General features: G+C 58.5%; 20 protein-coding genes. 7 read left to right on the plus strand and 13 right to left on the minus strand.

The features are described 5' to 3' along the window. The first annotated feature begins 8 nt into the window (after positions 1-8). Positions 9-491 (plus strand): ATP F0F1 synthase subunit B, encoded by a 483-nt coding sequence (locus QEV83_RS04690; protein WP_280130090.1) that lies wholly within the window; start codon positions 9-11, stop codon positions 489-491. A 64-nt stretch (positions 492-555) separates the two neighbouring features. Here QEV83_RS04690 and rpsD read toward each other — a convergent pair whose 3' ends face one another. The 4 genes from rpsD to QEV83_RS04710 form a co-directional block, all read right to left on the minus strand. Continuing rightward, the gene (rpsD, locus tag QEV83_RS04695; protein WP_280130091.1) at positions 556-1,173 is read right to left on the minus strand and encodes a 30S ribosomal protein S4; all 618 of its coding nucleotides are present in this window, start codon (positions 1,171-1,173) and stop codon (positions 556-558) included. Positions 1,174-1,469: 296 nt separating this feature from the next. Beyond that, the gene (arsH, locus tag QEV83_RS04700) at positions 1,470-2,138 is read right to left on the minus strand and encodes an arsenical resistance protein ArsH (protein WP_280130966.1); all 669 of its coding nucleotides are present in this window, start codon (positions 2,136-2,138) and stop codon (positions 1,470-1,472) included. Between the two features lie 117 nt (positions 2,139-2,255). After that, the gene (arsC, locus tag QEV83_RS04705; protein WP_280130967.1) at positions 2,256-2,681 is read right to left on the minus strand and encodes an arsenate reductase (glutaredoxin); all 426 of its coding nucleotides are present in this window, start codon (positions 2,679-2,681) and stop codon (positions 2,256-2,258) included. 280 nt (positions 2,682-2,961) lie between these two features. Next, positions 2,962-3,606 (minus strand): TMEM175 family protein, encoded by a 645-nt coding sequence (locus tag QEV83_RS04710; RefSeq protein WP_280130092.1) that lies wholly within the window; start codon positions 3,604-3,606, stop codon positions 2,962-2,964. A 158-nt stretch (positions 3,607-3,764) separates the two neighbouring features. Between QEV83_RS04710 and QEV83_RS04715 the strand changes: the two genes are divergently transcribed. Next, positions 3,765-4,253, plus strand: coding sequence for an acyl-CoA thioesterase (locus QEV83_RS04715; protein WP_280130093.1), 489 nt, complete (start codon positions 3,765-3,767; stop codon positions 4,251-4,253). Positions 4,254-4,257: 4 nt separating this feature from the next. On the opposite strand, the gene QEV83_RS04720 is transcribed toward QEV83_RS04715, so the two are convergent. From QEV83_RS04720 to QEV83_RS04740, 5 genes are all read right to left on the minus strand, one after another. Beyond that, positions 4,258-5,244 carry an NAD(P)H-quinone oxidoreductase gene (locus QEV83_RS04720; RefSeq protein WP_280130968.1) on the minus strand — a complete coding sequence of 329 codons (987 nt, stop codon included), beginning with the start codon at positions 5,242-5,244 and terminating at the stop codon, positions 4,258-4,260. Between the two features lie 51 nt (positions 5,245-5,295). Beyond that, on the minus strand, positions 5,296-6,045 hold the full coding sequence (locus QEV83_RS04725; protein ID WP_280130094.1) for a sulfite exporter TauE/SafE family protein: 750 nt from the start codon (positions 6,043-6,045) through the stop codon (positions 5,296-5,298). A 118-nt stretch (positions 6,046-6,163) separates the two neighbouring features. Next, positions 6,164-7,540 carry a pilus assembly protein TadG-related protein gene (locus QEV83_RS04730; RefSeq protein ID WP_280130095.1) on the minus strand — a complete coding sequence of 459 codons (1,377 nt, stop codon included), beginning with the start codon at positions 7,538-7,540 and terminating at the stop codon, positions 6,164-6,166. Positions 7,541-7,591: 51 nt separating this feature from the next. Further along, entirely contained in the window at positions 7,592-8,275 is a 684-nt protein-coding gene (locus QEV83_RS04735; RefSeq protein WP_280130096.1) for a pilus assembly protein, read from the minus strand. Position 8,276: 1 nt separating this feature from the next. Further along, on the minus strand, positions 8,277-8,951 hold the full coding sequence (locus QEV83_RS04740; RefSeq protein WP_280130097.1) for a pilus assembly protein: 675 nt from the start codon (positions 8,949-8,951) through the stop codon (positions 8,277-8,279). Positions 8,952-9,270: 319 nt separating this feature from the next. Between QEV83_RS04740 and QEV83_RS04745 the strand changes: the two genes are divergently transcribed. After that, on the plus strand, positions 9,271-9,864 hold the full coding sequence (locus tag QEV83_RS04745) for a urate hydroxylase PuuD (RefSeq protein ID WP_280130098.1): 594 nt from the start codon (positions 9,271-9,273) through the stop codon (positions 9,862-9,864). A gap of 62 nt (positions 9,865-9,926) precedes the next feature. Here the strand turns inward: QEV83_RS04745 and glmS are convergent, their stop codons facing one another. After that, on the minus strand, positions 9,927-11,765 hold the full coding sequence (gene glmS, locus QEV83_RS04750; RefSeq protein ID WP_280130099.1) for a glutamine--fructose-6-phosphate transaminase (isomerizing): 1,839 nt from the start codon (positions 11,763-11,765) through the stop codon (positions 9,927-9,929). Further along, entirely contained in the window at positions 11,765-13,189 is a 1,425-nt protein-coding gene (gene glmU, locus QEV83_RS04755; protein ID WP_280130100.1) for a bifunctional UDP-N-acetylglucosamine diphosphorylase/glucosamine-1-phosphate N-acetyltransferase GlmU, read from the minus strand. Before glmU ends, glmS begins: the two co-directional genes overlap by 1 nt. Between glmU and QEV83_RS04760 the strand changes: the two genes are divergently transcribed. From QEV83_RS04760 to mdoH, 3 genes are read left to right on the plus strand one after another with little or no spacing between them, the layout of a single operon-like run. Continuing rightward, entirely contained in the window at positions 13,188-13,427 is a 240-nt protein-coding gene (locus QEV83_RS04760; protein ID WP_280130101.1) for a hypothetical protein, read from the plus strand. The genes glmU and QEV83_RS04760 overlap by 2 nt on opposite strands. Beyond that, positions 13,428-15,047, plus strand: a complete 1,620-nt coding sequence (locus tag QEV83_RS04765) for a glucan biosynthesis protein (RefSeq protein ID WP_348273257.1) — start codon at positions 13,428-13,430, stop codon at positions 15,045-15,047. Continuing rightward, on the plus strand, positions 15,035-17,254 hold the full coding sequence (gene mdoH, locus QEV83_RS04770; protein ID WP_280130102.1) for a glucans biosynthesis glucosyltransferase MdoH: 2,220 nt from the start codon (positions 15,035-15,037) through the stop codon (positions 17,252-17,254). Before QEV83_RS04765 ends, mdoH begins: the two co-directional genes overlap by 13 nt. A 41-nt stretch (positions 17,255-17,295) precedes the next feature. Here mdoH and ppdK read toward each other — a convergent pair whose 3' ends face one another. Then, complete coding sequence (ppdK, locus tag QEV83_RS04775; RefSeq protein WP_280130103.1) at positions 17,296-19,968, minus strand: pyruvate, phosphate dikinase; 2,673 nt, start codon at positions 19,966-19,968, stop codon at positions 17,296-17,298. Positions 19,969-20,931: 963 nt separating this feature from the next. Here ppdK and dxs point away from each other — a divergent pair. Continuing rightward, on the plus strand, positions 20,932-22,866 hold the full coding sequence (gene dxs / locus QEV83_RS04780) for a 1-deoxy-D-xylulose-5-phosphate synthase (protein ID WP_280130104.1): 1,935 nt from the start codon (positions 20,932-20,934) through the stop codon (positions 22,864-22,866). 67 nt (positions 22,867-22,933) lie between these two features. Here the strand turns inward: dxs and QEV83_RS04785 are convergent, their stop codons facing one another. Next, positions 22,934-26,017, minus strand: a complete 3,084-nt coding sequence (locus QEV83_RS04785) for an Rne/Rng family ribonuclease (protein WP_280130105.1) — start codon at positions 26,015-26,017, stop codon at positions 22,934-22,936. Positions 26,018-26,574: the final 557 nt, after the last annotated feature.

Here is a 26,574-nt window from a genome sequence, read left to right on the forward strand (position 1 = left end):
GAGTTTCGATGTTCGATCCGGAGTTTGTCGTCGCCACCGGCTTTGCGATTTTCGTGGGCCTGGCAATTTATCTCGGCGTGCACAAAAAGGCCGCGTCCGCCTTGGACGGACGGGCGTCACGAATAGAGGCCGAGCTCGCCGAGGCGACCAAGCTGCGGACGGAAGCCGAAGAGCTTCTCGCTTCGTTCGAGCGGCGGAGCGCTGAAGCGAAGGCCGAGGCCGAAGCCGTCGTCGCGCAGGCCCATGCGGAAGCCGCGCGCATCGCCAGCGAGGCGCACGCGCGCATCACCGAATTCATCCAGCGCCGGACGAAGCAGGCGGAAGAGAAAATCAGCATGGCGGAAACGCAAGCGACCGCCGATGTGCGCGCCGCCGCCGCCGACGCCGCAGTCAAAGCCGCGGAAGCTGTTTTGAAGGGTGAGTCACGGGGCGTTTTTGGCGGCGAATTGATCGGCAAGGGGATCGCCGATCTAAAAACCCTGTTCCAATAATATCGCCCGGTAGAACGGCGAGGGGAGCAAATTCTTTCCGCTCCCCGCCTCATCGAATCGCGGGTTAGCGCGAGTAGAACTCGATGACCAGATTGGGTTCCATCATCACCGGATAGGGAACTTCCGACGGTAGGGGAATCCGGCTGAGTTTCGCCGTCTTCTTGGTGTGATCAACCTCGTAGTATTCGGGCACATCGCGCTCGGCGAGTTGTTCCGCCTCAAGCACGAGGATCAGCTGGCGCGAACTTTCCTTGATCTCGATCACGTCGCCGGGCTTCACCAGGTAAGACGCAATATTCACCCTCCGGCCATTGACCTTGACATGACCGTGGTTGACGAATTGCCGCGCGGCGAAAACGGTCGGCACGAATTTGGCGCGGTAAATGACCGCATCGAGCCGGCGCTCCAAGAGGCCGATCAGATTGTCGCCGCTATCGCCCTTCATGCGAATCGCCTCGGCGTAATATTTGCGGAACTGTTTTTCCGAAATATTGCCGTAATAGCCTTTAAGCTTTTGCTTGGCCTTAAGCTGGGTGCCGAAATCGGACAGCTTGCCCTTGCGGCGCTGCCCGTGCTGGCCCGGCCCATATTCGCGCCGGTTGAAAGGGCTCTTCGGACGGCCCCAAATATTCTGGCCCATCCGGCGATCGATTTTATATTTGGCTTCCGCCCGCTTTGTCATCGCGTGTCCTCTAGTGTGTTTGCGCGAGCAAAGGACACGGGTGCGCTCCACGCGAATTGCGTGGCACACCAATACCGCGTCCTCCGCCAGCTGGGGGAGGAACGCGCCCTCCTCTGCGAGGCCCAAAGAGGCCGCGCTGACAGGTGCATCGCTTCACATGAGAGATTTCAAGGAAGGAGGCACCACGGGTGCGTCTGGGCGGGACAAGCCCGCCACATCATCTCGGCGCGCCACAAGGCACGCCCGGGAAGGGTTCGAGTTAGAGGGTTTTGGCGGACGGGTCAAGTTCGCATCTCTCAGAGTGCCTTCAACCCCGTCCGCGCGGCGAGACTTTCCAAGTCTTCCTTGCGTTCGGAATAACGGCTCGTGAGGTAATCAGACACACCCCGTGTCAAATAAGTGAATTTGACGAGTTCCTCCATCACATCCACCAGCCGGTCGTAGTAAGGCGATGGCCGCATCCGGCCAGCCTCGTCGAACTGCTCATAGGCCTTGGCGACGGAGGATTGATTGGGAATGGTGATCATCCGCATCCAGCGCCCGAGAATGCGCAGCTGATTGACCGCGTTGAAGGATTGCGAGCCGCCACTGACCTGCATGACGGCAAGCGTCTTGCCCTGGGTTGGCCGCACCGCGCCGATCGATAGCGGAATCCAATCGATCTGCGCCTTGATGATGCTGGTCATGGCGCCATGCCGTTCGGGGCTGCACCAGACATGCGCTTCCGACCAGGCTGAGAGCCCGCGCAACTCCGCAACCTTGGGATGGTCTTCCGGCACGCTGTCGGGGAGCGGCAGATCGCTCGGGTCGAAGATGCGTGTTTCCGCCCCCAAAGCAGCGAGGAGGCGCGCAGCTTCGAGCGTCAGAAAGCGGCTATAAGAGCGTTGCCGGAGCGAGCCGTAAAGCAGAAGCACGCGCAGTGGAAAGCTAGCGTGGCTTGTTTGCAATCGCGCCGCGTCCGGGATTTCGAACGCCGCTGGTATGAGATTGGGCAATGCTTCGGGATCAGACAAGGCGGTGCCGCCTCGCTTGCCGCGCGGCGAGGGTTTGAGCCGTTTGGCGGATGACGCGCATGACAGTCCTCACGCGCTGGCGACCCGGCGGCCGTGCTCGTCGACGATGCGTTTGCCATCCTCTTTGAAAAACTCGCCTTGCTGCGGCGGCAAAAGCTCGATCACGAGTTCGGAAGGCCGGCAGAGTTTTACCCCTTTCGGAGTCACCACGATTGGCCGGTTGAGAAGGATGGGATGCGCTTCAATCGCATCGAGCAAGGCGTCATCGGAGAGCGTTTTGTCCTTCAAACCCAATTCCCGGAAAATGGGTTCTTTGTCACGCAGAAGGGCGCGCAGCGGCATGCCGGTGCGCGCCGCGAGCTGGCGCAAGAGGACCCGCGAGGGCGGGGTTTTCAGATATTCGATGATATGAGGCTCGACACCAGAATTGCGGATGAGGCCGAGCGTATTGCGCGACGTGCCGCAGCGGGGGTTGTGGTAGAGGATCACATCCATCGGGGTCACGCCTTTCCCTTAGACAAACGCAAATAGCTGTGTGGAAATTGGGGCCCGGCGGAGGCCCGGAAAATAAACTAAAGTCTCCGCCGCCACGCCACCAAAGTTGGGTTTGCGGCTTCCGCGCTTTTAGCAAAGATGTTTAAAAACCGGTAGTGGCCGCTGTCGCGTCACGATGCCTTGTCGAAGTGCCGCCTCGCCATATTTGCTCCGGCGCGACCGGCGGCCCCTGCCTTCAACCTATAGCTATAGCGTATATCCCACCGCGCCACAGCAACATTCAGCTGCTCAGGCCGCGGAGTGCCCTTTCAATGCGCCGGTCAGGAATGAGCCACATCAAGGCGACCAAGACGTAGATGGCGTCCGCGATCCATGTATTGAGGAACGAGAACAGAATACCCGTCGCATAGAGCACGGGCGAAACCTTGCCCTTGAGGTCGCGGCCGATGGCCCGCGCCAGCACGGAGTCGTTCCCCTGCAAGCGGACGATGGCGAGCTGCAGCCCATTCCACGCGAGCGCCGGCATCAGCAGCGAAACGCCATACACGGCTGTTGGGACCGGAGCGAAATGGTTTTCTCCCATCCAGCGGGTAGCAAAAGGAATCAACGAAAGCCAAAACAGTAGGTGCATATTGGCCCACAGAACCATGCCGTTCACATGCCGGACCAAATGGAACAAATGATGGTGATTGTTCCAATATATGGCCACGTACACAAAACTGAGGACATAGCCAAGGAACACCGGCGTGACCGCCGCGAGTCCGCTCAGGCTGGGATCGGGGGGTGCCTTCAACTCCAGCACCATAATTGTTATGATGATGGCAATCACACCATCGCTGAATGCGACCAGCCGGTCCTTTTCCATTCCCGCATCCTCTCGCAGGCGCCCCCTGCCGTACCATAGGATAGCCCGCTTGCGGACCATGCAGTTGATCCATCGATACGGCAACATGATTGAGAAAAAGCATATCAAAAGGTACAAACAAAAAGAAGACTGCGGGAATGCCTCCCCGTGTTGGGATCATACCCCGCCCAGTGTATTCATGACGAGCCGTCCTCTCTTTGCAGCGATCGAGAAACCTTATGAGCAAACAAGAAAAATCCCTGTTCATGACCTTTCTCATGACCCCCGACATGGCCAATTTTTCCGGTCACATTCACGGGGGGACAATTTTGAAGCTCCTCGACCAAGTGGCCTATGCTTGCGCGGCGAGATACTGCAAGAACTATGTGGTGACGGCCTCCCTCGACCAGGTGATCTTCAAGGAGCCGATCAAAGTCGGCGAATTGGTCACCTTCAAGGCCAATGTCAACTATGTGGGCCGGACCTCGATGGAAATCGGGATCAAGGTGGTCGCGGAGAATCTGACAACCCAAGAAGCGCGTCACACCAACTCTTGCTATTTCACCATGGTCGCGAAAAAGGAGGACGGCACGCTTTGCCCCGTTCCACCGCTCGTGATCGAGACCGAGGTCGAACGGCGTCTCTTCGAGGCGGGCAAAATGCGCAAGGAGATGCGCCATGAAATCATGGAGCGAAATAAGAATCTGCACGTCGGGATACCGGAATAGGCCATTATTTGCCGGTGACCAGCAGGATCTTGCCGAGGTGCGATGAGGATTCCATCATTTCATGCGCCTGGCGGGCTTGCTCGAGCGGGAACGTCGCGTGAATCAGCGGTTTGACCGAACCGTCTTCGAGGAACGGCCAGATTTTTTCCCGCAGTGCCGTGGCGATCGTGGCTTTCTGGGCAACGGTGCGTGCCCGCAATGTCGAGCCGGTCACCGTCAGACGGCGCAGCATGATGGGACGCAAATCGAAATTCTCAACGCTCGGCGATTGCAAAAATCCGATTTGAACAAGACGGCCTTCCGCCGCCATCACGGACAGATTCTTTTGCAGATATGTTCCCCCGACCATGTCGAGCACGACATCGACACCATGTTTGCCAGCGATCTTTTTCACGTCTTCGACGAAGTCATGGGCTTTGTAATCGATTGCGAAATCGGCTCCTAGGGTTTTGCAAAAGGCGCATTTCGCGCTAGACCCGGCGGTCGCGATGACCCGCGCGCCATGCTGCTTAGCCAATTGAATCGCGGTCGAGCCGATGCCGCTCGATCCGCCATGGACGAGGAATGTTTCGCCGGGAGCCAGCCTGCCGCGTGTAAATACATTGTCGAAAACCGTGAAATAATTTTCTGGAAGTCCGGCCGCGGCAACACTCCCCAAAATTTCCGGCACCGGCAGGCACAGCGGGGCATGCGCAAGCGCAAATTCGGCATATCCCCCTGAACCAAGCAGTGCGCAGACTTCATCGCCCACACGAGGCGAGCGGACGCCTTCCCCAATCGCGACGACCCGGCCCGCGACCTCAAGCCCTGGAATGGCGCTTTCGTCTGGCGGCGGAGGGTAGACACCTTGGCGTTGCAGACAATCGGGACGATTGATGCCCGCCGCCGCGACCTCGATCAAAACCTGGCCAGGACCTGGTTTCGGCACCAGAGCCTCTTCGGTTCTTATGACGTCCGGCCCCCCCGCGCCATCAAAATATATCTGCTGCATCATGCGCATGATACGTCTCTCTACCGCTTTAAACCCACGAACACATGAAACTCAGGCCGGTTTCACGAAGAAATAGACCGTCAGCACCAAGCCCATCGCTACGACGAAGCCCTTCGCGATATGCGCTGGCACCCGCCGTGCCGTGTGCAAGCCTGCAAAACCTCCCGCCATCGCGGCAACCGCGACAAGAAGCGTCCAGTACCAATGAACGAGGCCGGCGGCGACGAAGGTTATCACGGCAGCGGCGTTCATCAGCGTCACGACAAGAATTTTTAGGCTGTTCATCAGCCACATATCGCGGAGCCCGAAAAAGGTGAAGGCGGAAAGCACAAGAATGCCTGCGCCGCCGCCAAAATAGCCGCCATAGAGCGCGACCAATCCTTGCACGGCAAAAATCCCGGTTCGATTGAGCCTAAATTTTTTGCCGCTGCTGGGCACAAAATGACCACCGGCGAAGACCGCTGTCGCGAACAGAATAAGCCAGGGCACAATCTTGCTGAAAACGGGTTGCGGCGTGATAAGCAGCAAAATGCCACCGAGGAAACCGCCTACAAGACTAATCCCTGCCAAAACCGGCACATTGACGCGGCTGTCCGCCGACGCCGCAGCAAGACCGTCGCGCGCCGCATAGCCCGTCGCGATTTGGCCGGGGAACAGTGCGACGGTGTTCGACGCATTAGCATCGATGGGCGGCAGGCCAGCGGCGATGAGCGCGGGAAAAGTGAGAAAGGTGCCGCCGCCAGCAACGGCGTTGATAAAGCCCGCCGCGAACGCCGCGACAGTCACGATGACAAAAATCATTATACCGCCTAGTGCGCCCGAAGCGGCGCGCGAGCCATGTTATTGGCTCAGCGTAAAGCACAACAGGGTGAAAGCAAATAGCGGTTTCGCGGCTGCGATCAACTGGAAATGGAGGCAACTATTGCGTCAGCCGCGCGGCGGCAAGCGATTGGGCGAACATGGCTTGCATGGCATTGGTAATGTCGGATGGCGTATAGGCGGAGAAATAAAATCCAGGCGACGCGCATTGTTGCAGCTTGGATGGAATGGTTGGAACGATGGCGTTGACCTTTCCGTCTTCATTATTCGCGAAGCTTGCGTTAGGGTTGGTGATCGGTTGATAGGGAATGTAAAGAACCGCCACCGTGATCCCGCGATTTTTTAATGGCGTGCAGAGCGTGGGGTCCATATTTTGCGGCTGGGATCCCGTCCAGCTGTTCGAGGATGTCGTATAATATTGATTGTTGTCGGCGCCATCCGTCACCATAAAAACAAAGGGCTGCGGCTTGAGAGCCCCAGATCCATCGCCAACACTCGTGATAGCTGTATTCATCGCCGGAATAGCATTCTCAAAATGGGTGCCGCCGCTGCCATAGATGCTTGTCAACTGGCCCGTATCGAGCAAGCTACCAAGCGTTCCCGCCGCCGTTTGCGCTGCTGTTAAATTGTTCGAAATCGCATAAAGTGTGCCCATTTGTGAAATGAACGGATAGAGGCCGATGCGATATTGATTTGGGATCGTCATCGTTGACTTCGCCGTGCTCAGCATGGCCTGCACCGCCGAACCCACGGAATCCGCGCGCAGTGCGATATTGTTGGATCGCGCGAGACTATATCCCTGGCAGGTTTGCGAGGTGCTCGGCTTGGCGATCGTCGTGCACATTTTCTGGGAGAAGTGACAGGCGAACGTGCAGCCGCCAGGGTAAACATTTTTGTTGTCGGGACTGATCGCGGCAAGTTGCGTCTGGCCTGCAGTGGTGGTCGGAAGACCCATCGATCCGGAGACATCGAGGAGCAGATAAAAATCCAAATATTTGCCCATGGTCAAGCTCGATGACGAGCTGCCATTGATATTGATACGGTTGATTCCAAAAATCGGTCCGAACGCATTCTGCGAGCTTGCCCGATAGGAGATGCTGGCGTTGAATGACTGGCCGGACCGTGCCATCGTCACGGCCGGTGTCGTCGCGAGATTGGCGGTTGATCCGGCGTTGATCTTGAAAACGTTCTGAGCCTGCGCCTTGCCAGCGGTGATCGCCGCCGCAGTCAACCCCGGATCCGTTTGTGTCGCAGAGTTTAACTCGATGTAGCTTTGCGCCGCGTTGATCGCAGCAATCGCCGCAGCATCGGAGGCGAGATCGAGCCGCGACTTTGCCGCGAGGGCATTATAATAATCAATCCCAAGTCCTGCCGTCCCGACAAGACCAAGCATGCTCAAGGCGGCGATCATCGCGACATTGCCGTGCTGGTCACCACGAAACCGTTTCCAAAATATCGAGACGATCGTTCGTTTCATGGTTTCGAGCCTCGTCCGCTTGCCAGAAAATGCCGTAAATGATGCCGCATGTCAGTAGCCAGGGCATTCGGCGCCGATCCCATCATCGCCGCTGACGGCCGCATATTTGATGAGCGGTACGTAGCGGGGAGATAGATAGGCGGAACGCGCGATGGGCACCGTACCGAAAAGACCAAAGCCAAAAATTGGCGTATAGCTGAACGCGATGTCGACGACGATGATTGAACCGGGACCGAATACATCAGCGGGCAGCGTTGTCTTGCTTGGTGATGCCGTATCGGGAGCCGAAATCAAGGGCACCCCGCACGTTCGTTTATTGGGGCCGCTGTTCCAGACGACATTCGCGACGTAGCTGCAGTTTGACGTGCATGTCGAAGGATTCGGCGTGAAGACGACGCTCGCGATCGAGACCCCTATGTCATTGCCCCACGACACATGTTTTTGCACCGCGTCCTGCAGAATCTGCGGAAAGATCACCATGGTCGAGTCGACGGCAAAGTGGAGATCGACATAATTGACTGTCCCCGTTCCGTTTTGGGTCAGCATCTCGACGGCGGTCGTCGCGACCAATGTTACGCGACGGGCAAAAGTTATCAGTCGCGCCGCTTCCACCGACCCGAGCATCAAGATGACAAGAAGAGGCAAGACCAAAGCGAATTCGACTGCCGCGATGGCCTGCCGGGCACCCCAGAATTGCTTGAAAAGCTGCGGTACGCGGGGCGCGCTCTGGCGCATGTCAGCACCCCGCCGGCGGCGTATAGGACGATTGATAGGGTTCGTTCTTGAAGGCGGCGGCGGCCGAAACGAGTTTGACCGTCTTTCCGTTAAAGGTCGCGGTCACAGCGGGCAGCCAGACCGCGCCAATGAGGGGCATCGCATAAATGATTTGCAAATACACATATTGACCGCTGCCGCCAGGGCAGAATGCGGTCTGATTATTGTCGAGCGGTGGCATAAGAATCGCGGTCTGCGCGGCGTTGACGAAAGAATAAAATCCGCCCGGATAGGCCGCCTCGGAAAACGTCCGGATATTTACGATGACATTTCCGCAAGGCATCGTCGCGGGAAGTTGCGGACAGAGCAAATTGGTTCTGAATTGCGCCGCCGTCAGACTGCCGTTTTGCACCGAGCCGGTCATGATCTTGCGGGCGGCGGCTTGAGCCGCCTGGTCGAGCATCGCAGAAGAATAAACGAACAGCGCGCTTTGAAAAATCTCGAGGACCATCAACAGAAAAGGCGCACCGATCATGGCGAATTCGACCGCAACCACAGCGGTCCGCGCGCGGATAAACTCCCGGGCGTTGCGCGGGGGTGCACGGCCAGAACCTTGGCAAGAATCAATGCCCTGATGGGTCACCCGGGTTGCTTTGGAAAATATATATCGTAAATATTCGGGGATTAATGAGCGCATTATCACTTTTAGTAATTAAGCAAATCCGCCATCGTTATCAAAGCATGTAATCTCTCTTAATATACAGGCGCCTCTAATTGTTCGTTGATGTAATACTTATAATTCAATTGATTTTCTTGTCAGAGAAGTTCGTTTCGTGCGATTTCATTGACCGCTGCCAGAGTGAAGGTGCGATCCGTAGGGAAATGAGCGTCATCCACCGCTCAAAGAATTCCGGTTCTGGCAATAAATGATTAATGGCACTACAGTTAGGAGATGTTTCCGGGTCGCGCCGCCTTCGCGGCGGATTTCTGGTTTTCCCTGGATTCAGGAGCTTGCCATGGCTGAGATCGATGCCACCATTTCGAACATCCTCGAAAAACTCTCTGCTATCCTCGAAAAACCCTATCGCGCCATAGGCCTTGGCGCCGCGCTCGCCTTCTTGATTCTCCTGCTCTATCATCACTCAGAGATTGGAAGCGGCTTTTTCGGACCGTTCTTCACCTTCCTGCATGTCGTCTCGGGAATTACCTGGATCGGGCTTCTCTATTATTTCAACCTGGTGCAAATTCCGATCGTGCCGACACTTCCCGCCGAATTGAAACCCGCCATTGGCAAATACATCGCGCCCGAAGCTTTGTTCTGGTTCCGATGGTCGGCGCTGGCCACGGTTGTGACGGGACTCATTGTTTTTTCAAGCAGCACTGCAGCCAAGAACTTCACCATCATAACCGGAGCCATCCTGGGCCTCATCATGGCCTACAACGTCTGGATGATCATTTGGCCGAACCAGAAGAAAGTGCTCGGCTTGGTTCCCGCCGAGGACGACGAAAAGCTCAAGGCCGCGCGTCTTGCAATGCTCACGTCGCGTGCCAACTTTGTCCTGTCGCTGCCGATGCTTTATTGCATGGTCGTGGCACGGTTCGTCGCGTGAATTTCTGGAACGTCTCAATCAGGATGGCGCGACGTATGCCGCTTGGCAATGCCGCGCCGCCTCTATTCCACGGTGACGCTTTTTGCCAGATTGCGCGGCTGATCGGCATCCTTGCCCATGGTGATCGCGGTATGATAGGCGATCAGTTGGATGGGCACAGCATAGACCATCGCGGCGAACTGCGGTGCGACATCCTGCATCACGATTGACGCGGCCGCCTCGCTGGCAAAATCGCGCGCGAGTTTGCTGTCACCAATCAGGATCAGCCTGCCGCCGCGGGCCGCGACTTCCTGCATGTTCGAGATCGTTTTTTCGAGCACTCCATCATTGGGCGCGATGACTATCACGGGCATATCCTGATCGATGAGCGCGATCGGCCCGTGTTTCAATTCGCCCGCCGCATAGCCTTCGGCATGAATGTACGAAATTTCCTTGAGTTTCAGCGCCCCTTCCAGCGCCAAGGGATAGGAGGTCCCGCGGCCCAGATACAGCACGTCGCGCATCCTGGCGATGTCGCGCGCCAACACTTCGACCGCGCTTTCGCATTTGAGCGCTTGAGAGATCAGTCCAGGAATCGCGATGAGTTCCGAGACGAGCCGTGCCTCCGTCTTTTCATCGATCGTGCCGCGCGCCCGCCCGAAAGCCAGCGCAAGACATGCAAGAACCGCGAGCTGGCAGGTGAAGGCTTTTGTCGATGCGACGCCGATTTCCGGTCCCGCGAGAGTCGGCGCGAGAATATCGCTCTCACGGGCGATCGTCGACGTTGCCTCATTCACGACCCCAACGATCGTTTGTCCCTTCGCCTTGGCGGCGCGCAGACTTGCCAAGGTATCGGCTGTCTCGCCGGATTGCGAAACCAGCAGCAGCAGCCCTCCTGGTTCGAGGGGCGGATCGCGATAACGGAATTCCGACGCGATTTCGACATCGACCGGCAGTCGGGCAAAGCGCTCAAACCAATATTTGGCGGTGAGCCCGGCGTAATAGGCGGTGCCGCAACCGCAGATCGTCAACCGCCGGAGCGCGGCAATATCGACGGGGAACACAAAAGGCAACGCCGTGCGGCCAGCAGACATATCGAGATAATGCGCAAGGGTCCGGGCGATCACCTCTGGCTGTTCGTGGATTTCCTTTGCCATGAAATGCCGGTAGTTGCCCTTGTCGGCCAACAGCGCCGACGCTGGTGACTTGATCCTGCGTCTCTCCGCTGGTCTGCCAGCGGAGTCGAAAAAACTGGCCGACTCATGGGTCAAGACGAGAAAGTCGCCGTCCTCCAGATAAGCGATCGACGAGGTGAAAGGCGCAAGCGCGAGGGCATCGGAGCCGAGAAACATTTCACCAGCTCTGTCGCCTTCGCCAAAGCCCACGGCGAGCGGGGCGCCGCGGCTGGCACCGATCAAGAGATCGTCCTCGCCCTCGAAAATCAAGGCGAGCGCAAAAGCCCCCTTGAGCCGCGGCATGCTCGAAGCCACGGCCTCGACCGGGCCGAGGCCGCTACACATCGCGTCGCTCACCAAATGGGCAATGACTTCCGAGTCGGTTTCGGTCAAAAATTCATGACCTTTGGCTTGCAATTCGGCGCGGAGTTCGCGGAAATTTTCGATGATCCCGTTGTGCACGACCCCGACATTGGCATTGATGTGCGGATGCGCGTTGTTTTCGGTTGGCCGTCCATGCGTCGCCCAGCGGGTGTGTCCGATTCCAACGTGCCCGCCGAGCGGTTCGGCGGCGAGGCGAACCTCCAAATTTTTGAGCTTTCCGCTCACCCTGCGACGGGTCAGCCGGCCCGCTTCCAAAGTCGCGATGCCAGCGGAATCATAACCGCGATATTCGAGCCGCTTGAGCCCTTCCAGAATCGAAGCCGCAACCGGCCCCTTGCCTAGCATCGCAACGATTCCGCACATTAAAAGTCATCTTTCGATTTGCCGCTCGAGGAAGCGCCCGCCGCTTTTGGTTCCTCCATCGACGACCCCGGCTCCTTCCGTTTGTGCCGGAACAGGCTGGCCCAATCAGGTTTTTCGATTTGCCGGGCGCGGCCGAGAGCGAGCGCATCGGCCGCGACGTCCTTGGTGATCACCGACCCAGACCCGATATAGGCACCCTCGCCGATTTTCACGGGCGCAACCAATGCACTGTTCGAGCCGATGAACGCATGCGCGCCGATCTCCGTGCGGTATTTGGAAAAGCCATCATAATTGCAAATAATCGTCCCGGCGCCGATATTCGTTTTGGCCCCAATGGTCGCGTCCCCAATATAGCTCAAGTGGTTTATTTTGGTTCCGGCGCCAACCTCGGACGCTTTCACCTCGACGAAATTGCCGATTCGAACATCTTGTGAGAGCTCGGTGCCCGGACGCAGACGTGCGAAAGGGCCGATCACTGCGTTTGTTCCGATCGTCGCGCCCTCCAAATACGAAAATGAGCGGACAGTGCTGCCTTCGCCGACTCTGACCCCGGGACCGAAGACAACGTGCGGTTCGATGACCACGTCACGGCCAAGCACCGTGTCAAAGGCCAGGGTCACGCTCCCCGGATCCAGCAAAGTCGCGCCCTCCTGCATCGCTTTTGTCCGGAGCCGCATCTGCAGAATGGCCTCGGCGTCGGCGAGTTGCGCACGGTCATTGACGCCAAGCACCTCATCGACCGCAGCGATCGAAGCGGTAACATTGAGACCGCGCGCCCTCGCGGCAGTGACAACATCGGTCAAATAAAATTCTTTCTGGCTATTGGCGTTGCCAATCGCATCGAGCAAGGCAAGAGCGCGGTTCCCTTCAAGCGCCATCAGACCGGCATTGCAGGTTTCGATGGTCCGTTCCGCCTCGCTCGCGTCGCGGTCCTCCCGGATCGCGATCAGCGCGTCATTCTCCAGGATAAACCGTCCATAGCCAGCCGGTTTCGAGGTCTTAAAACCCAGCGCCACAACCGCGTTTTGCCCGCCCCGAAGCGCTTGCCGCATCTTGGCGAATGTTTGCGGCCGCACCAACGGCGTATCCGCAAAAACGATAAGAAGATCGTCATAACCCTTGGCGATCGCCGCGCGCGCCGCGAGGACGGCGTGTGCGGTTCCAAGCCGCTCCGTCTGGATCGCGATCTCGGCGCTCGCCGCGATTGCCTTGGTTTCGGCGGCCACTGCGGCGTGGCTGGGTCCCACGACGACGACAATCTTGTCCGTGCCCGCCTCCGCCAGGGAGTGCAAGACATGGGCAAGCATCGACCGGCCCGCAAGCTTGTGCAAAACCTTTGGCTGCGCCGAGCACATCCGCAAGCTTTCTCCCGCCGCTAGGACCACGGCGAGACAGGTTCGGTCTGGAAGATTGGGAGGAGGCATGAACAAATTTCTCCGCAGGCTGAGAGCTTGCGCATGGGTGGCGCAAGGCCCTCCGTCTATACTCGCAAAATTGACCAAAATAGCGAATGTGCGTGCACCGCCGCGCCCCGCCACCGCGCGGGAATTTTTCTGGCCGGACGAGTCGAATCGTCTGGAAGGTGTTTATGATTATTGGCCCGAAAAGACCAAGAAGGGAACTTACGTTCGCCAGATTATCCGCTATAGAGAACGGGTGTAAGTGTTTTTTGAGGTCGCGGCGCCGCAGCGCGCCGTCCAAGTCGGTTTCATGGTCGAGCGTCGCGCGTTTTTGAAATGGGTTCTTTGCGGGATTGCAGCTCCGCTCGGCGCAGGGGCAGGAGGCATTGCCGGAACGCCCAGCGCAGCGGAAGAGATAGCTCCGTCGGAACCGCTCCGAAGCTTTGCCTTGGGGGACCCTGCCCCATTCGACCCGAGCATGGTCACCGAGGCCGCCAGATCTCTGTCGAAGCGGCCTTTCAAGCCGCTCGTCGCCGATATTCCCGGCATGTTCCGCGACCTTAGCTATGAGCAATACGCGACGATTCGCGAACGTCCAGGGACGGCAATCTGGGCCGCCGAAAATACCGGCTTTTCGATCGCGCCCTTGCATCGCGGGTTTATCTTTTCGAATCCCATGGAAATCAGTCTCGTCTACGACGCCCGTGCTCGCCGTGTCATTTATGATCAAGCCTTGTTTGACTTCGACCGGCTTGCCACCCCCAGCAACATTGGGGACCTCGGTTTTTCCGGCTTCCGGGTTCTCGCGCAAGGCCAAGGCGGATTTTCCGAACGCGCCATTTTCCAAGGGGCAAGCTTTTTTCGCGCCCTGGCGCCAGGTCAGACATTCGGCACCATGGCGCGGGCGATGTCGATCAAAACCGCCGATCCGCGCGGGGAGGAATTTCCGGCATTCCGCTCCGTCTGGATCGAGCGCCCGACGCTGGCCGCTGGCGCGCTCGTTATTCACGCATTGATTGATTCGGAAAGCGTGACGGGCGCCTATCGCTTTACCCTCCGGCCAGGCGACGCCACGATTATCGACACGGAATGCACCTTATTCGCACGCGTGGCGGTCGATAGCCTAGGGCTTGCCACAATGAGCGCGACGCATCTATCCGGCCCGCTCGACGAGCGGCGCGATGACGATCTGCGTCCAAGCGTGAGCGAGGTGACGGGTCTTCAAATGCTGACCGGAAAGGGAGAATGGTTATGGCGGCCGGTTGCCAACCGCAACACTCTCCAGATTTCGACATTCGTCGATGAAAGCCCGCGCGGGTTCGGGTTTCTGCAACGCGACCGCAATTTCGACCATTATCAGGATGATGACCAGCATTACGAAACGCGCCCTTCCTTATGGATAGAACCCATTGGCGATTGGTCGGCGGGCGGCGTCCAACTTGTCGAAATTCCATCGGTTTCCGAGGCCAATGACAATATCATCAGCTTTTGGAAGCCCAAACAGCCGCTTGCCGCCGGCAGTGAAACGTTTTTTGCCTACCGGCAGTTCTGGTGCTGGAACCCGCCGGAACAGCCACCGCTTGCCATCGCCACACAGTCACGTTCTGGGCGGGGTTCGTCATCGAAACGCCGCCGTTTCGTTGTTGAGTTCGCCGGTGACATTTTGAGCGCTCCGGAAAACAGCGAAGCCTTGAAGGCAAATTTGAGTGCCGCGCCGGGATCAATTGTGGCTGTTCGAACATTTACCTCGACGGACAAAAAAACCTGCCGGGTGCTGTTTGAAATCGATCCTGGTAATGAAACCTACTGCGAGATGCGCCTCGTGCTGGAGGCGGGAGGCAAACCCATGAGCGAGACTTGGCTTTATCGATGGACGCTCTGAGCAATCCTAGGCCGAATGAGCCAGTGGTGACGCCGTTGCGTCCTGGCGATGGCGCTTTGCCGCCGGACGCCTTCTCCTGTGTGCCGCCGGAAGCGCCGCTCGCGATGCCGACTCAAAGCCTGACCCGCTTCGACCCTGGGGGATGCCACCGCGATAGCCGTCATCCCTACCTCGGCTCCTGGCTGGCCCGGCTTTTTGTCTTTGGAGGCGGATTTTGTCTTACCTTGTACGGCGCCCATGAAATGTACAAAGTCATCGAGGTCGGAGGGATCACGATTCTCGAATGGGCGCTGCTGTTGCTTTTTGTTGCCAATTTCTCCTGGATCGCGCTCGCCTGCACGAGCGCTTTAGCGGGTTTTTTCTGGCTTTTGCTGTTTCCGCAAAAACCTCCGGGCCCGCCCGTTTCGTTGCGTCAGCGCACGGCGATCGTGATGCCGATTTACAACGAAGCGCCCTCACGCATCTTTGCCGCGCTCGAGGCAATGATCGAAGAGGTCGAAGCGAGCGGTCTCGGCCAGGCGTTCGAATGGTTCTTTCTTTCCGATACCACCGATCCGGAAATTTTCGTCGCAGAGGAGCACGCTTTTCTCGCCATGCGGAGCCGGCTGGGCGAGCCTTGCCGTTTGTTCTACCGGCACCGCCTCAAGAACCTCAATCGCAAGTCCGGCAATATCGAGGAGTTCGTAACCCGGTGGGGCGGCCGCTACCCGCATCTGGTGGTCCTCGACGCCGATAGTTTGATGACGGGCCGAACCATCATCGCGCTTGCCGCCGCCATGGAAGCCGACCCCGACGCAGGCATCATCCAAACACTTCCGCTGATCGTCAACCGCAATACGTTATTTGCCCGCCTTCAGCAATTCGCAGCACGCATCTATGGGCCGGTGATCGCCGCGGGCTTTGCCGTCTCCACTGGGCGCGATGGCAATTACTGGGGCCATAACGCGATTATTCGTACCAGGGCTTTCGCCGCCCATTGCGGTTTGCCCGTGCTGCGCGGGCGGCCACCTTTCGGCGGTCACATTCTCAGCCATGATTTTGTCGAGGCCGCCTTGATCCGGCGCGCCGGTTACGCGGTCTATATGCTGCCAAGTCTCGGCGGCAGCTATGAGGAATGTCCGCCATCGCTGATCGATCTTTCGACACGCGACCGCCGCTGGTGTCAAGGCAACCTTCAGCATTTGCGAATACTCCCCGCGAAGGGGCTGCATCTGATGTCGCGGCAGCATTTCGTGACAGGAATTATGGCGTATGTGGCCTCGCCGCTCTGGTTGGCGCAACTCCTTATTGGTATCGTCATTGTTCTGCAAGCGAGCTACATCCGGCCCGAATATTTCTCAAGCGACTTCACACTGTTTCCGGCATGGCCAAGGTTCGATCCGCAAAGATCGCTCGAGCTTTTCGGCATCACCATGGCGATCCTCCTCCTTCCGAAGTTTCTTGGCCTTGTTCTCTCTTTGGTCCAAAGTAGCACGCGGCGGGGGGCTGGCGGCGCCGCCAGGCTTATTGTCTCGGCATTCTTCGAGATCATCATGTCGGCTCTGCTCGCTCCGATCATGATGCTGATCCAGGCCGGCCATGTCATGCATTTCGTGTTCGGCCTTGATACCGGCTGGGACCCGCAGCGGCGCGACGACGGGTCGATCCCCTTTGCGGACATCGTGCGGCGGCACCGCGCGCATGTGGTGATGGGGGTGTTGAGCCTTGTCGCGGGTCTGTCGATCTCGCCCTCGCTCGTCGCCTGGATGTCGCCAACGATCCTCGGCCTTATCAGCGCGATCGTTCTTTCCTGGGGCACCGGACTTCGCGGCGTCGGCGTTGCTTTGCGGCACGCCGGTCTTCTCGTGACTCCGGAAGAGCAATCGACCCCACCCGTCATCGCGCGCGCCAATTCCTTGGTGAACGAGCGCGCCCGTCTCGATGCCGATATCCCACAAGGGCTCTCCCTGCTGCATGGTGATCCGCAGTTCCGCGCCTTTCATCTCGCTTGCTTGCCGCGGCCGCCAAAACGGCGGAATGGCAACATCGCGCCGGAATGGGCCCTTGCCGACGCCAAGCTTGCCGAAGCCGGAACGATTGATGAAGCGATCTCCTGGCTTCAACCCAAAGAGCGCATGGCGATTTTACAAGATCAAACGCTGATCGCCCATTTGGCGCTGTTGCCCGCTCAGCCGCCCTCCGCCGATGCCTCTTCTTCGACAGGCTGAGATGTCTCCAACAGCCACGATATCCTCACCAGCGGGTGAGGCTATGTAGCGGCTTTGGCCGCCAAAGCCGCCTGTGCCGCCGCTAGACGCGCGATCGGGACCCGGAAAGGCGAACAAGAGACATAGCTCAGGCCAACATCCTGGAAAAACGCGATCGAGGCAGGATCGCCCGCATGTTCGCCGCAGATTCCAATCTTGATCTCCGGCCGTGACTGGCGGCCGCGCGCGACCGCGATTTCGATGAATTCGCCAACCCCTTCCTGGTCGATCGTGGCAAACGGATTTGCAGGAAGGATTCCCTTGGCCACATATTCGCCGAGGAATGATCCCGCATCGTCGCGGGAAAGCGCGAGACAGGTCTGAGTGAGGTCATTGGTGCCAAATGAAAAGAACTCGGCTGTTTGGGCAAGTTCGCCAGCCCGCAAGCAAGCCCGCGGGGTCTCGATCATCGTCCCGAACGAATAGTCAATGGTCTCGGTCGCCTCGGCGGCAACCGCCAGTGCCACCTTCTCAACCTGTGCCTTGATCCGATCGAACTCCTCTTTGCCGATGACGAGCGGCGTCATGATTTCCACCCGCGCGGCAACCCCAGTCTTGCGCTTGACCGCGACCGCGCCTTCAAAAATCGCGCGCGCTTGCATTTCGGCGATTTCAGGAAAAACGATCGCGAGCCGGCAGCCGCGAAACCCCAGCATCGGATTGTACTCTTGCAGTTCGGCCGCACGCTGGGTCAGCTTTTCCGGCGAAACAGACATGGCCTCGGCAACGGCCGCGATTTCGTCCCGGCTTCGCGGCAGAAATTCATGCAGCGGCGGATCAAGCAGGCGAATGGTCACCGGCAGACCCGCCATGATCTCGAAAAGCTCGGTGAAATCGGCGCGCTGAATCGGCAGCAGCTTGGCAAGCGCCGCCCGCCGGCCCGCTTCATCCTCGGCAAGGATCATTTCACGGACCATGACAATCCGTTCACCTTCGAAGAACATATGCTCGGTCCGGCAAAGGCCTATCCCCTCCGCGCCGAATTTCCGCGCGACACGCGCATCCCTCGGAGTGTCGGCATTCGCCCGCACTCCCATCCGGCGCACCGCATCCGCCCATTCCATGAGTATAGTAAATTCCCCCGAAAGCTCGGGCTGGTGCATTTCGACGGCGCCCTTGAGCACCTGCCCAGTGGCGCCGTCAATCGTCAGCATGTCTCCTTTGCGAAAAGTAACTCCGGCCGCCGTCATGGTCTCTTTTGCGTAATTGACGCGGATCGTGCCGGCACCGGAAACGCAGGGCTTTCCCATACCGCGCGCGACAACCGCCGCATGGGACGTCATGCCGCCCCGCGTCGTCAAAATGCCTTCCGCCGCATGCATTCCCAAAATATCTTCGGGGCTCGTCTCGATGCGCACCAAAATGACCTTGCGGCCAGCGCTCTTCAATTGCTCGGCGTCGCTGGCACAAAAAACGATCTCGCCACTCGCCGCCCCAGGCGAGGCCGGCAAGCCGGTGGCGACAATCTGGCGCGCGGCACGAGGATCAAGCGCTGGATGCAAAAGCTGTTCTAAGGACAAAGGATCGATGCTGGCGATCGCCTCTGGCTTGCCGATCAATCCTTCGTTTGTCATCTCGACGGCGATGCGAAGCGCGGCCTTGCTGGTTCGCTTGCCGCTGCGGGACTGCAACATCCATAATTTGCCGCGCTCCACCGTGAATTCCACATCCTGCATATCGCGATAGTGCGCTTCGAGATGAGCCATCACACTGGTGAGTTCCGCATAGGCGTCCGGCAGCAGCGATTCCATCGACGGATCTTGCGAACGCCCGGCGATACGGGCGGCCTCGGTAATATTTTGTGGCGTTCTGAGACCCGCGACGACGTCCTCGCCTTGTGCATTGAGCAAGAACTCGCCGTAGAGTTCCTTCGCGCCGGTTGACGGGTTGCGGGTAAAGGCGACACCGGTCGCCGACGTCTCCCCCATATTGCCAAAAACCATGGCCTGAATCGTGACCGCGGTTCCATAGGCTGCCGGGATATCATGCAGCCACCGGTAGGCAACGGCACGCGGATTCATCCAAGATTCGAACACGGCGCCAATCGCGCCCCAAAGCTGTTCACGGGGATCTTGCGGAAAGGGTCTGCCTTGGATTTTTTCAAATCGTGCTTTGAACTCGGCGACAATCGCCCGCCACCCGCCCTCAGTCAGTTCCGTATCGAGCGCTATTCCTTTGTTCTGCTTGTAATACTCAAGGATCGTTTCAAAGATGTGATGTTCGATACCCAAAACCACATTCGCATACATTTGAATGAACCGGCGATAGGAATCATAGGCAAAACGGGCGTCGCCCGAATTTTCCGCCAACGCCTCCACGGTGATGTCGTTGAGGCCGAGGTTCAAAACCGTGTCCATCATGCCAGGCATCGAGGCCCTGGCCCCGGACCTCGCCGAAACGAGGAGCGGCGATTGCGCGTCGCCATAGGTCCGGCCGGTGACACCGCTGATAAACCCGAGCGCGGACTCCACCGCCTCGGCTAGGTCCACCGGAAATTGTTTTCCGTTGTTATAAAAATACGTGCACACCTCGGTGGTAATGGTGAATCCAGGAGGGACCGGCAGTCCAAGTCTCGCCATTTCGGCAAGATTGCCTCCCTTGCCGCCAAGAAGATTTTTCAGATCGCTTCCGCCTTCGGCCTCGCCCTGACCAAAAGTGTATACCCATTTTGTCATTGTCACCCTTTAGCGGCGTTCGCACGCTCACGGATCGCGACGTATACACGGCATCCGCGCAGTTTTCCGGACAGTCTTTTCATCGCTTTACCTACAAGCGCCGCAAGCGCAACCCAAAATGACGAACCGGTTCTCCGGCCATCCCGCAACTATCAATACGCCAACCATAGCCGCAAGCCCACCCAAAGCAAAAACCGGCCCTAAGTCTTGGCACCGAGCCCCGTGGCGATTTCTGTGGTACCGGAAAGGATTAGGAAGATTGTGATAAGTCGAAGCGATCGACGCCGAAGCCCCGAAAACCCGAACTGCAACATCCACGACCACGCCGACAATCTTGCCCAAGAGCGGTTATAGCTACCAATTGCCGTGTTCAAAGAACGTGGCGCAGATGGGCATAGTTCCGGATCACTTGTGAAGGTCATGGAACCCATCCCTTTTCGAAATGGCACCCTCCGCCTCGGGCTCTACCGCCATGGCTGCCGGATCAACAAGACCGGCGGCTTCTCAAATGATGTCTCCGCTGATCACGCGGGCCAGCCAAGACTTAGCCTTCACTTGAAACCAAGACTTGGACTTCGCCTAAAACATAGCTTTGCCGGAGAATGCGACCAGTAAACTTCGTCCCGCAATCTCATTTCGGCCGGAAACCGGCTGGACGCAATCTCGTTCAAAACTCCCAAAAGGAGAGGAGTTATCCCACAGTTGAGGCAGCCGGTTGCTTCTGGCAAATTCTTGCTGGATTGTTAAGCAACTGTTGTGCAAAAGCCGCAGTTTCGCTCGAAACGTCGCACAACCCAGTGTGAGAATTGGGGTTTGCGTTGCGGGTTGGTCGTTTGTTCGCTATTCACGATTCTGTAGGGTCGGCCAGGGGTAAGGTCGGCATAGCTTTCTTAGTTTTTGCTTTAGCTGCGTTTCACCGCGTCCGCAACGCTGGTCTGCGGTCTTGTTTTGAAAGAGGCGTCCGTGACGATATCTTCAAAAACCCCCTTGCTCGACACGATCGCCTCGCCCTCCGATTTGCGGCGCTTGAACGAAACCGATCTCGCCCAGATCGCCGACGAACTGCGTACCGAGACCATCGACGCGGTTTCCGTAACGGGGGGTCATCTCGGCGCCGGACTTGGTGTGGTCGAACTCACAGTTGCCTTGCATTATGTGTTCGATACCCCGGACGATCGGATCATTTGGGACGTCGGCCACCAAGCCTATCCCCATAAGATACTGACCGGCCGGCGCGACCGGATCAGAACCTTGCGCCGGGGTGGCGGCCTGTCTGGCTTCACCAAGCGCTCGGAAAGCGATTATGATCCTTTTGGAGCGGCCCATTCCTCCACGTCGATCTCGGCCGGGCTTGGCATGGCAGTGGCCAATACGCTGTCCAACAAGCGCACCAACGTCGTCGCCGTGATCGGCGACGGCGCAATGTCGGCAGGCATGGCCTATGAAGCGATGAACAATGCGGGTGCGATGCACTCGCGGCTGATCATTATCCTTAACGATAACGATATGTCGATTGCGCCCCCGGCGGGCGCCTTGTCGGCATATTTGGCACGGCTCGTCTCCGGGGGCACCTACCGCTCCGTGCGCGAAACCGCAAAGCAGCTCGGCCGCCATTTGCCGAAGTTCATCTATGATCGGGCTCGCAAGACCGAGGAATTCGCGCGGAATTTCTGGGCGGGCGGGACATTGTTCGAGGAACTCGGCATCTATTACGTCGGGCCTATCGATGGCCACAACCTCGATCATTTGCTGCCGGTTTTGAAAAACGTCCGCGATTCGCACAATGGACCCATTCTTGTCCATGTCGTCACGCAAAAGGGCAAAGGTTATGCTCCCGCCGAAGCATCAACCGACAAATATCATGGCGTCAACACCTTCGACGTCGTCACCGGCGTGCAGGTCAAACCCAAGGCGAATGCGCCATCCTACACACGGGTGTTCGCCGACGCTTTGGTTGCCGAAGCACAGCAGGACGACAAAATTGTTGCGATTACCGCCGCCATGCCAAGCGGCACGGGCCTCGATATTTTCCAAAAGGTATTTCCAGAGCGCACCTTCGACGTCGGCATCGCCGAACAGCATGGAATCACCTTTGCCGCCGGATTGGCGACCGAAGGCTATAAGCCATTCTGCGCGATCTATTCGACGTTTCTCCAGCGCGGCTACGATCAAGTCGTCCACGATGTGGCGATCCAGAAATTGCCTGTGCGCTTCGCCATCGACCGGGCCGGCCTCGTCGGCGCCGACGGCGCGACACATGCGGGCTCTTTCGACGTTTCCTTCCTCGGAATTTTGCCGGGCATGGCAGTAATGGCGGCGGCCGACGAAGCCGAGCTAGTGCATATGGTGGCAACTGCCGCAGCTTACGATGAAGGGCCGATCGCTTTGCGCTACCCGCGCGGCGAGGGCGTCGGCGTCGATATGCCGGCGGTTGGTCAAGTCCTGGAGATCGGTCGCGGCCGGATCTTGCGCGAAGGCAGCAAAGTCGCAATCCTGTCCCTCGGGACACGCTTGGCGGAAGCCTTGAAAGCGGCAGAAGAGCTCGCAACCTACGGAGTTTCCACGACGGTCGCCGACGCCCGCTTCGCCAAACCCCTCGACCAGGATTTGATTTTCCGTCTCGCCACGAACCATGAAGTTTTGATCACGATCGAGGAAGGCTCCATCGGCGGTTTTGGCTCGTTCGTGATGCAGATGCTTGCCGAGCACGGCGCGTTCGATGGCATTGGCGCACGAAGCCTGAAATTCCGCTCGATGGTGTTACCCGACAGCTTTCTCGATCATGATAAGCCGGAAAAACTATACGCCACCGCAGGCCTCGATGTGAAGGGTATCGTCAACAAGGTCCTCGCGACGCTTGGCCGTGAGAGTGACGCCCTGAAGAGCATGATTGCCTGAGAGCAATATGACGTGCAAGACCCTGGATGCTGATCCCAAAAAGTCTGCGACTTTTTGGGATCATGCTTTAACGATGTCCGCTTGCGCGCGCCCGTTGCCACCAGCCTGAGCGTTTAGGGCGGGCCGGATCAAGTGCCTCGGGTTGTGGGTCTTCAGGCAAGCGCGGTGGCGTTACGGGTTGTTCCGACGAGCCATAAGCGTCCGGGCGGGAAGCCTCACGGGCATCCGTTTGAACATTGCCGAACGCAGAATTTACCTCGGCCGCAATATCCAGCAGTGAAGCTCCTGGCGACGCTTCCTGCTCTCGCACGTCATCAACAAGGAGATCCGGTTCTGCCTCTTGAGCCGACGCCGCAACATCATCAATTTGAGAGACACGGGATCCGCGCGGCGGCCGGCGGCTTCGCCGCACCCTACCAGACGAGGAACGCCCTCTGTTCGCCTCCGTGCCGGAGGGCAGATCAAGCGCCTCGGCTTCTGATCCACTCAACTCCAGCGACTCGGGTTGAGTTTCTGAGGGGTTTGTATCCCCATCGGCATCGCCCGTCACTCTGCGCGGGCGGCGGCCTTCGCGTCCCGAACTTCGGCCCGAACGTTGCTGGTCGAGCGGTGTTTCGTCGATGGCGGACACAATGGCTTGTTCGGTGTCCGCATCGTCGTCGAGCGTGGCGTTCGGGCGCAATCCGCCAATCTTGGCCATCACTTCCAGCGCATCGTCGGGAGGTTGCGGAGCGTTCGCGGCAATTCCGGAGCCCTCGCGATCACCGCCACGCCCACGCCGCCTCCGGCGCCGGCGCCTTTGCCGTCCCTCGGCCTCGTGTTCGCTGTCGCGATGGGTATGACCCTCGGCAGGCGCCGCCTCGATCGCGGCCAACTCATCAGGCGAACCGTCATCGTCTACGGCGGCTTCATCAAAAAATCTATCGGCCAATTCGGCGGCGGGCGCAGCGACCGGTTGGGACGGCACTATCTTGTTTGCCGCCACCGCGAGTTCGCCCCGCTCCAAGGCATAATAATTTGTGCCAGACAAACTATCATCGGAGGTGATCATCACCGATACGCCAAACCGGTTTTCCAAGTCGCGGAGATGGGGGCGTTTCTGATTGAGAATATAAAGCGCGACGGCCGTCCTCGTTTTGACGACGATGTCATAACTCGAATTCTTGATCAGAGCATCTTCCATAGCCCTCAGAACGTGCAGCGCGATGGATGACGTCGAGCGCACCATTCCGGCGCCGGCGCAATGCGGACAAGCAACGGTCGACCCCTCGATCACCCCGGTGCGCATGCGCTGGCGCGACATTTCCAAAAGGCCAAAATGCGACATCCGGCCGACTTGGATGCGGGCCCGGTCGTTCTTCAGCGCGTCCTTTAGGCGCCGCTCGACAGTGCGGTTGTTGCGATTTTCCTCCATATCGATGAAATCGATGACAATGAGACCAGCAAGGTCACGCAGCCGCAATTGGCGAGCGATCTCATCGGAGGCCTCGAGGTTGGTCCGCAGCGCCGTGTCTTCGATATTGTGTTCACGCGTGGAGCGGCCGGAATTCACGTCAATCGCAACCAAAGCCTCGGTTTGATTGATGACGATATAACCGCCGGACTTCAACGTGACCTGGTTCGAGAACATCGCGTCGAGCTGGGTTTCGGCGCCGGATTTGGCGAACATCGGCTGCGGATCGCGATAGGGCTGGACCATTTTTGCATGGCTCGGCATGAGCAAGCGCATGAATTCCTTGGCCTCGCGATAGCCCTCTTCCCCCGCGACGACAACCTCGTCGATATCCTTGTTGTAAAGATCGCGGATTGCCCGCTTGATCAGCGAACCTTCCTCATAGACCAGCATCGGCGCAGTCGATTGCAACGTGGTTTCGCGCACCGTTTCCCACATGCGCAGCAAATATTCGAAGTCGCGCTTGACTTCAGGTTTGGTTCGCGCGGCGCCAGCGGTGCGGACGATAACGCCCATGCCTTCGGGAACGTCGAGTTCCTCCGCGATGGACTTCAATCTTTGGCGGTCACCGGAATCGGTAATCTTTCGGGAGATCCCGCCGCCGCGCGCGGTGTTTGGCATCAAAACGGAATACCTGCCAGCCAGCGACAAATAGGTCGTCAGCGCCGCGCCCTTGTTGCCGCGCTCTTCCTTAACGACCTGTACAAGCAGCACTTGGCGGCGCTTGATGACCTCCTGAATCTTATATTGCTTGCGATGGCGGTAGGAACGAACCGGCATCTCCTCCATCGCGTCACCGCCGAGCTGTTCAATCTCGCCAGCTTCAGCTTCGTCCTCTTCTTCATCGCCAACATTGTTGCCAGGCTCAGCCGGGGGCCGGGAGATCCGGTCCGTTTCGGCGTCTTGCACGTGTTCGCCCGCAAAATCTGTTTCGAGAATTGGCTGTTCTGGTTCCGAGACCGGACCGGAGTCCTCCCACGACATGCTAGAATGGGATTCAGTGTCCGCCGCGAATTCAGCGTCCGGGGCGCGGCCTGCCTGCACGAACTCCTCGATGTCCGCTTGTGCCACCAAGGTCCCAGGCGCCGGAGCCTCCAATGCCCCAGCGTCGCCGTCATCGGCATCGACGCGACCCGAGTCTTCCGGCGCGCCTTCATGGGGAGCAACGTCCTGCTCCGCCGCAGACGGTTCGCTTGGCGATTGTTCGTCGGCCTCGGGGGTCAGAGTATCCCTGGCTTCGAACGCCAACTCACCGGCGTAGGGCTCTGACATCAACTCACCGGCGTAGGGCTCTGACATCGTTTGATCGATGCCGCTCCGCTTCTCAGCCCGATGGCCATTGCGGTCGCCCCGCCGGAAACGGCGGCTGCGGCGCTGCGAACGCGCGCCGTCGTCTTCCTCATCGCGCTGCGCCCGCGCATCGTCCTCGATCAGGGCTTGGCGGTCGGCGACGGGAATTTGGTAATAATCGGGATGGATTTCCGAGAACGCCAGGAAGCCGTGCCGGTTGCCGCCATAATCGACAAACGCCGCCTGGAGTGACGGTTCGACTCGCATGACTTTCGCGAGATAAATATTGCCGCGAAGTTGTTTTTTATTGGCGGACTCGAAATCAAATTCCTCAACCCGATTACCGCGAAGGACGACCACCCTGGTTTCTTCGGGGTGAGACGCATCGATAAGCATTTTGTTGGCCATGTGAAACTCGTTTGGGCGCGACGCGCGGATGAGCCGCGCTGCCAGCCAAGATCCCTATGCCGGAACTTGGGGCTGAGCGTGGCCGGGAATAGACCGCGGTGCGCACTGGATGGGAGAAGATGGGGGATAAAATAAGGTCGCCGGGACGGCCTGCGTCACCACGCGGCGATCTGCAAAAGGACACCACCAAAAGTGTTCTGTGATGAAGCGCCAGGCCGGCCTCGAAGCGCTGGTCCGAAGAAGGCGCCTGGCTACGCAAGAACAAGGGACGCGTAGTTTTGCGGGGAAAATACGCGCGTTTAACGGAAAAAGACGCATACACAAAGGCAACCGGAGGCACTTCAAAGCCAGAACGATTGCGTGCTGCCGAATCCTTTGCAGGACAAATCATGTCCTTGTCACCTATCCGCAACGGCGCCCCGAACGCGGGGTCCACCGGAAATCACCCCTAGTGGGCATTCTTTGCCATAGATCTCTGATCTCAGACAAATCCTAAGCCCCGAGGCATGGGTAAGGCTACCGGTCGGGCCTTGACTCTTATTTCGAGCCATAAGCAA

The organism is Methylocapsa sp. D3K7 (assembly GCF_029855125.1).
Lineage (GTDB): Bacteria > Pseudomonadota > Alphaproteobacteria > Rhizobiales > Beijerinckiaceae > Methylocapsa.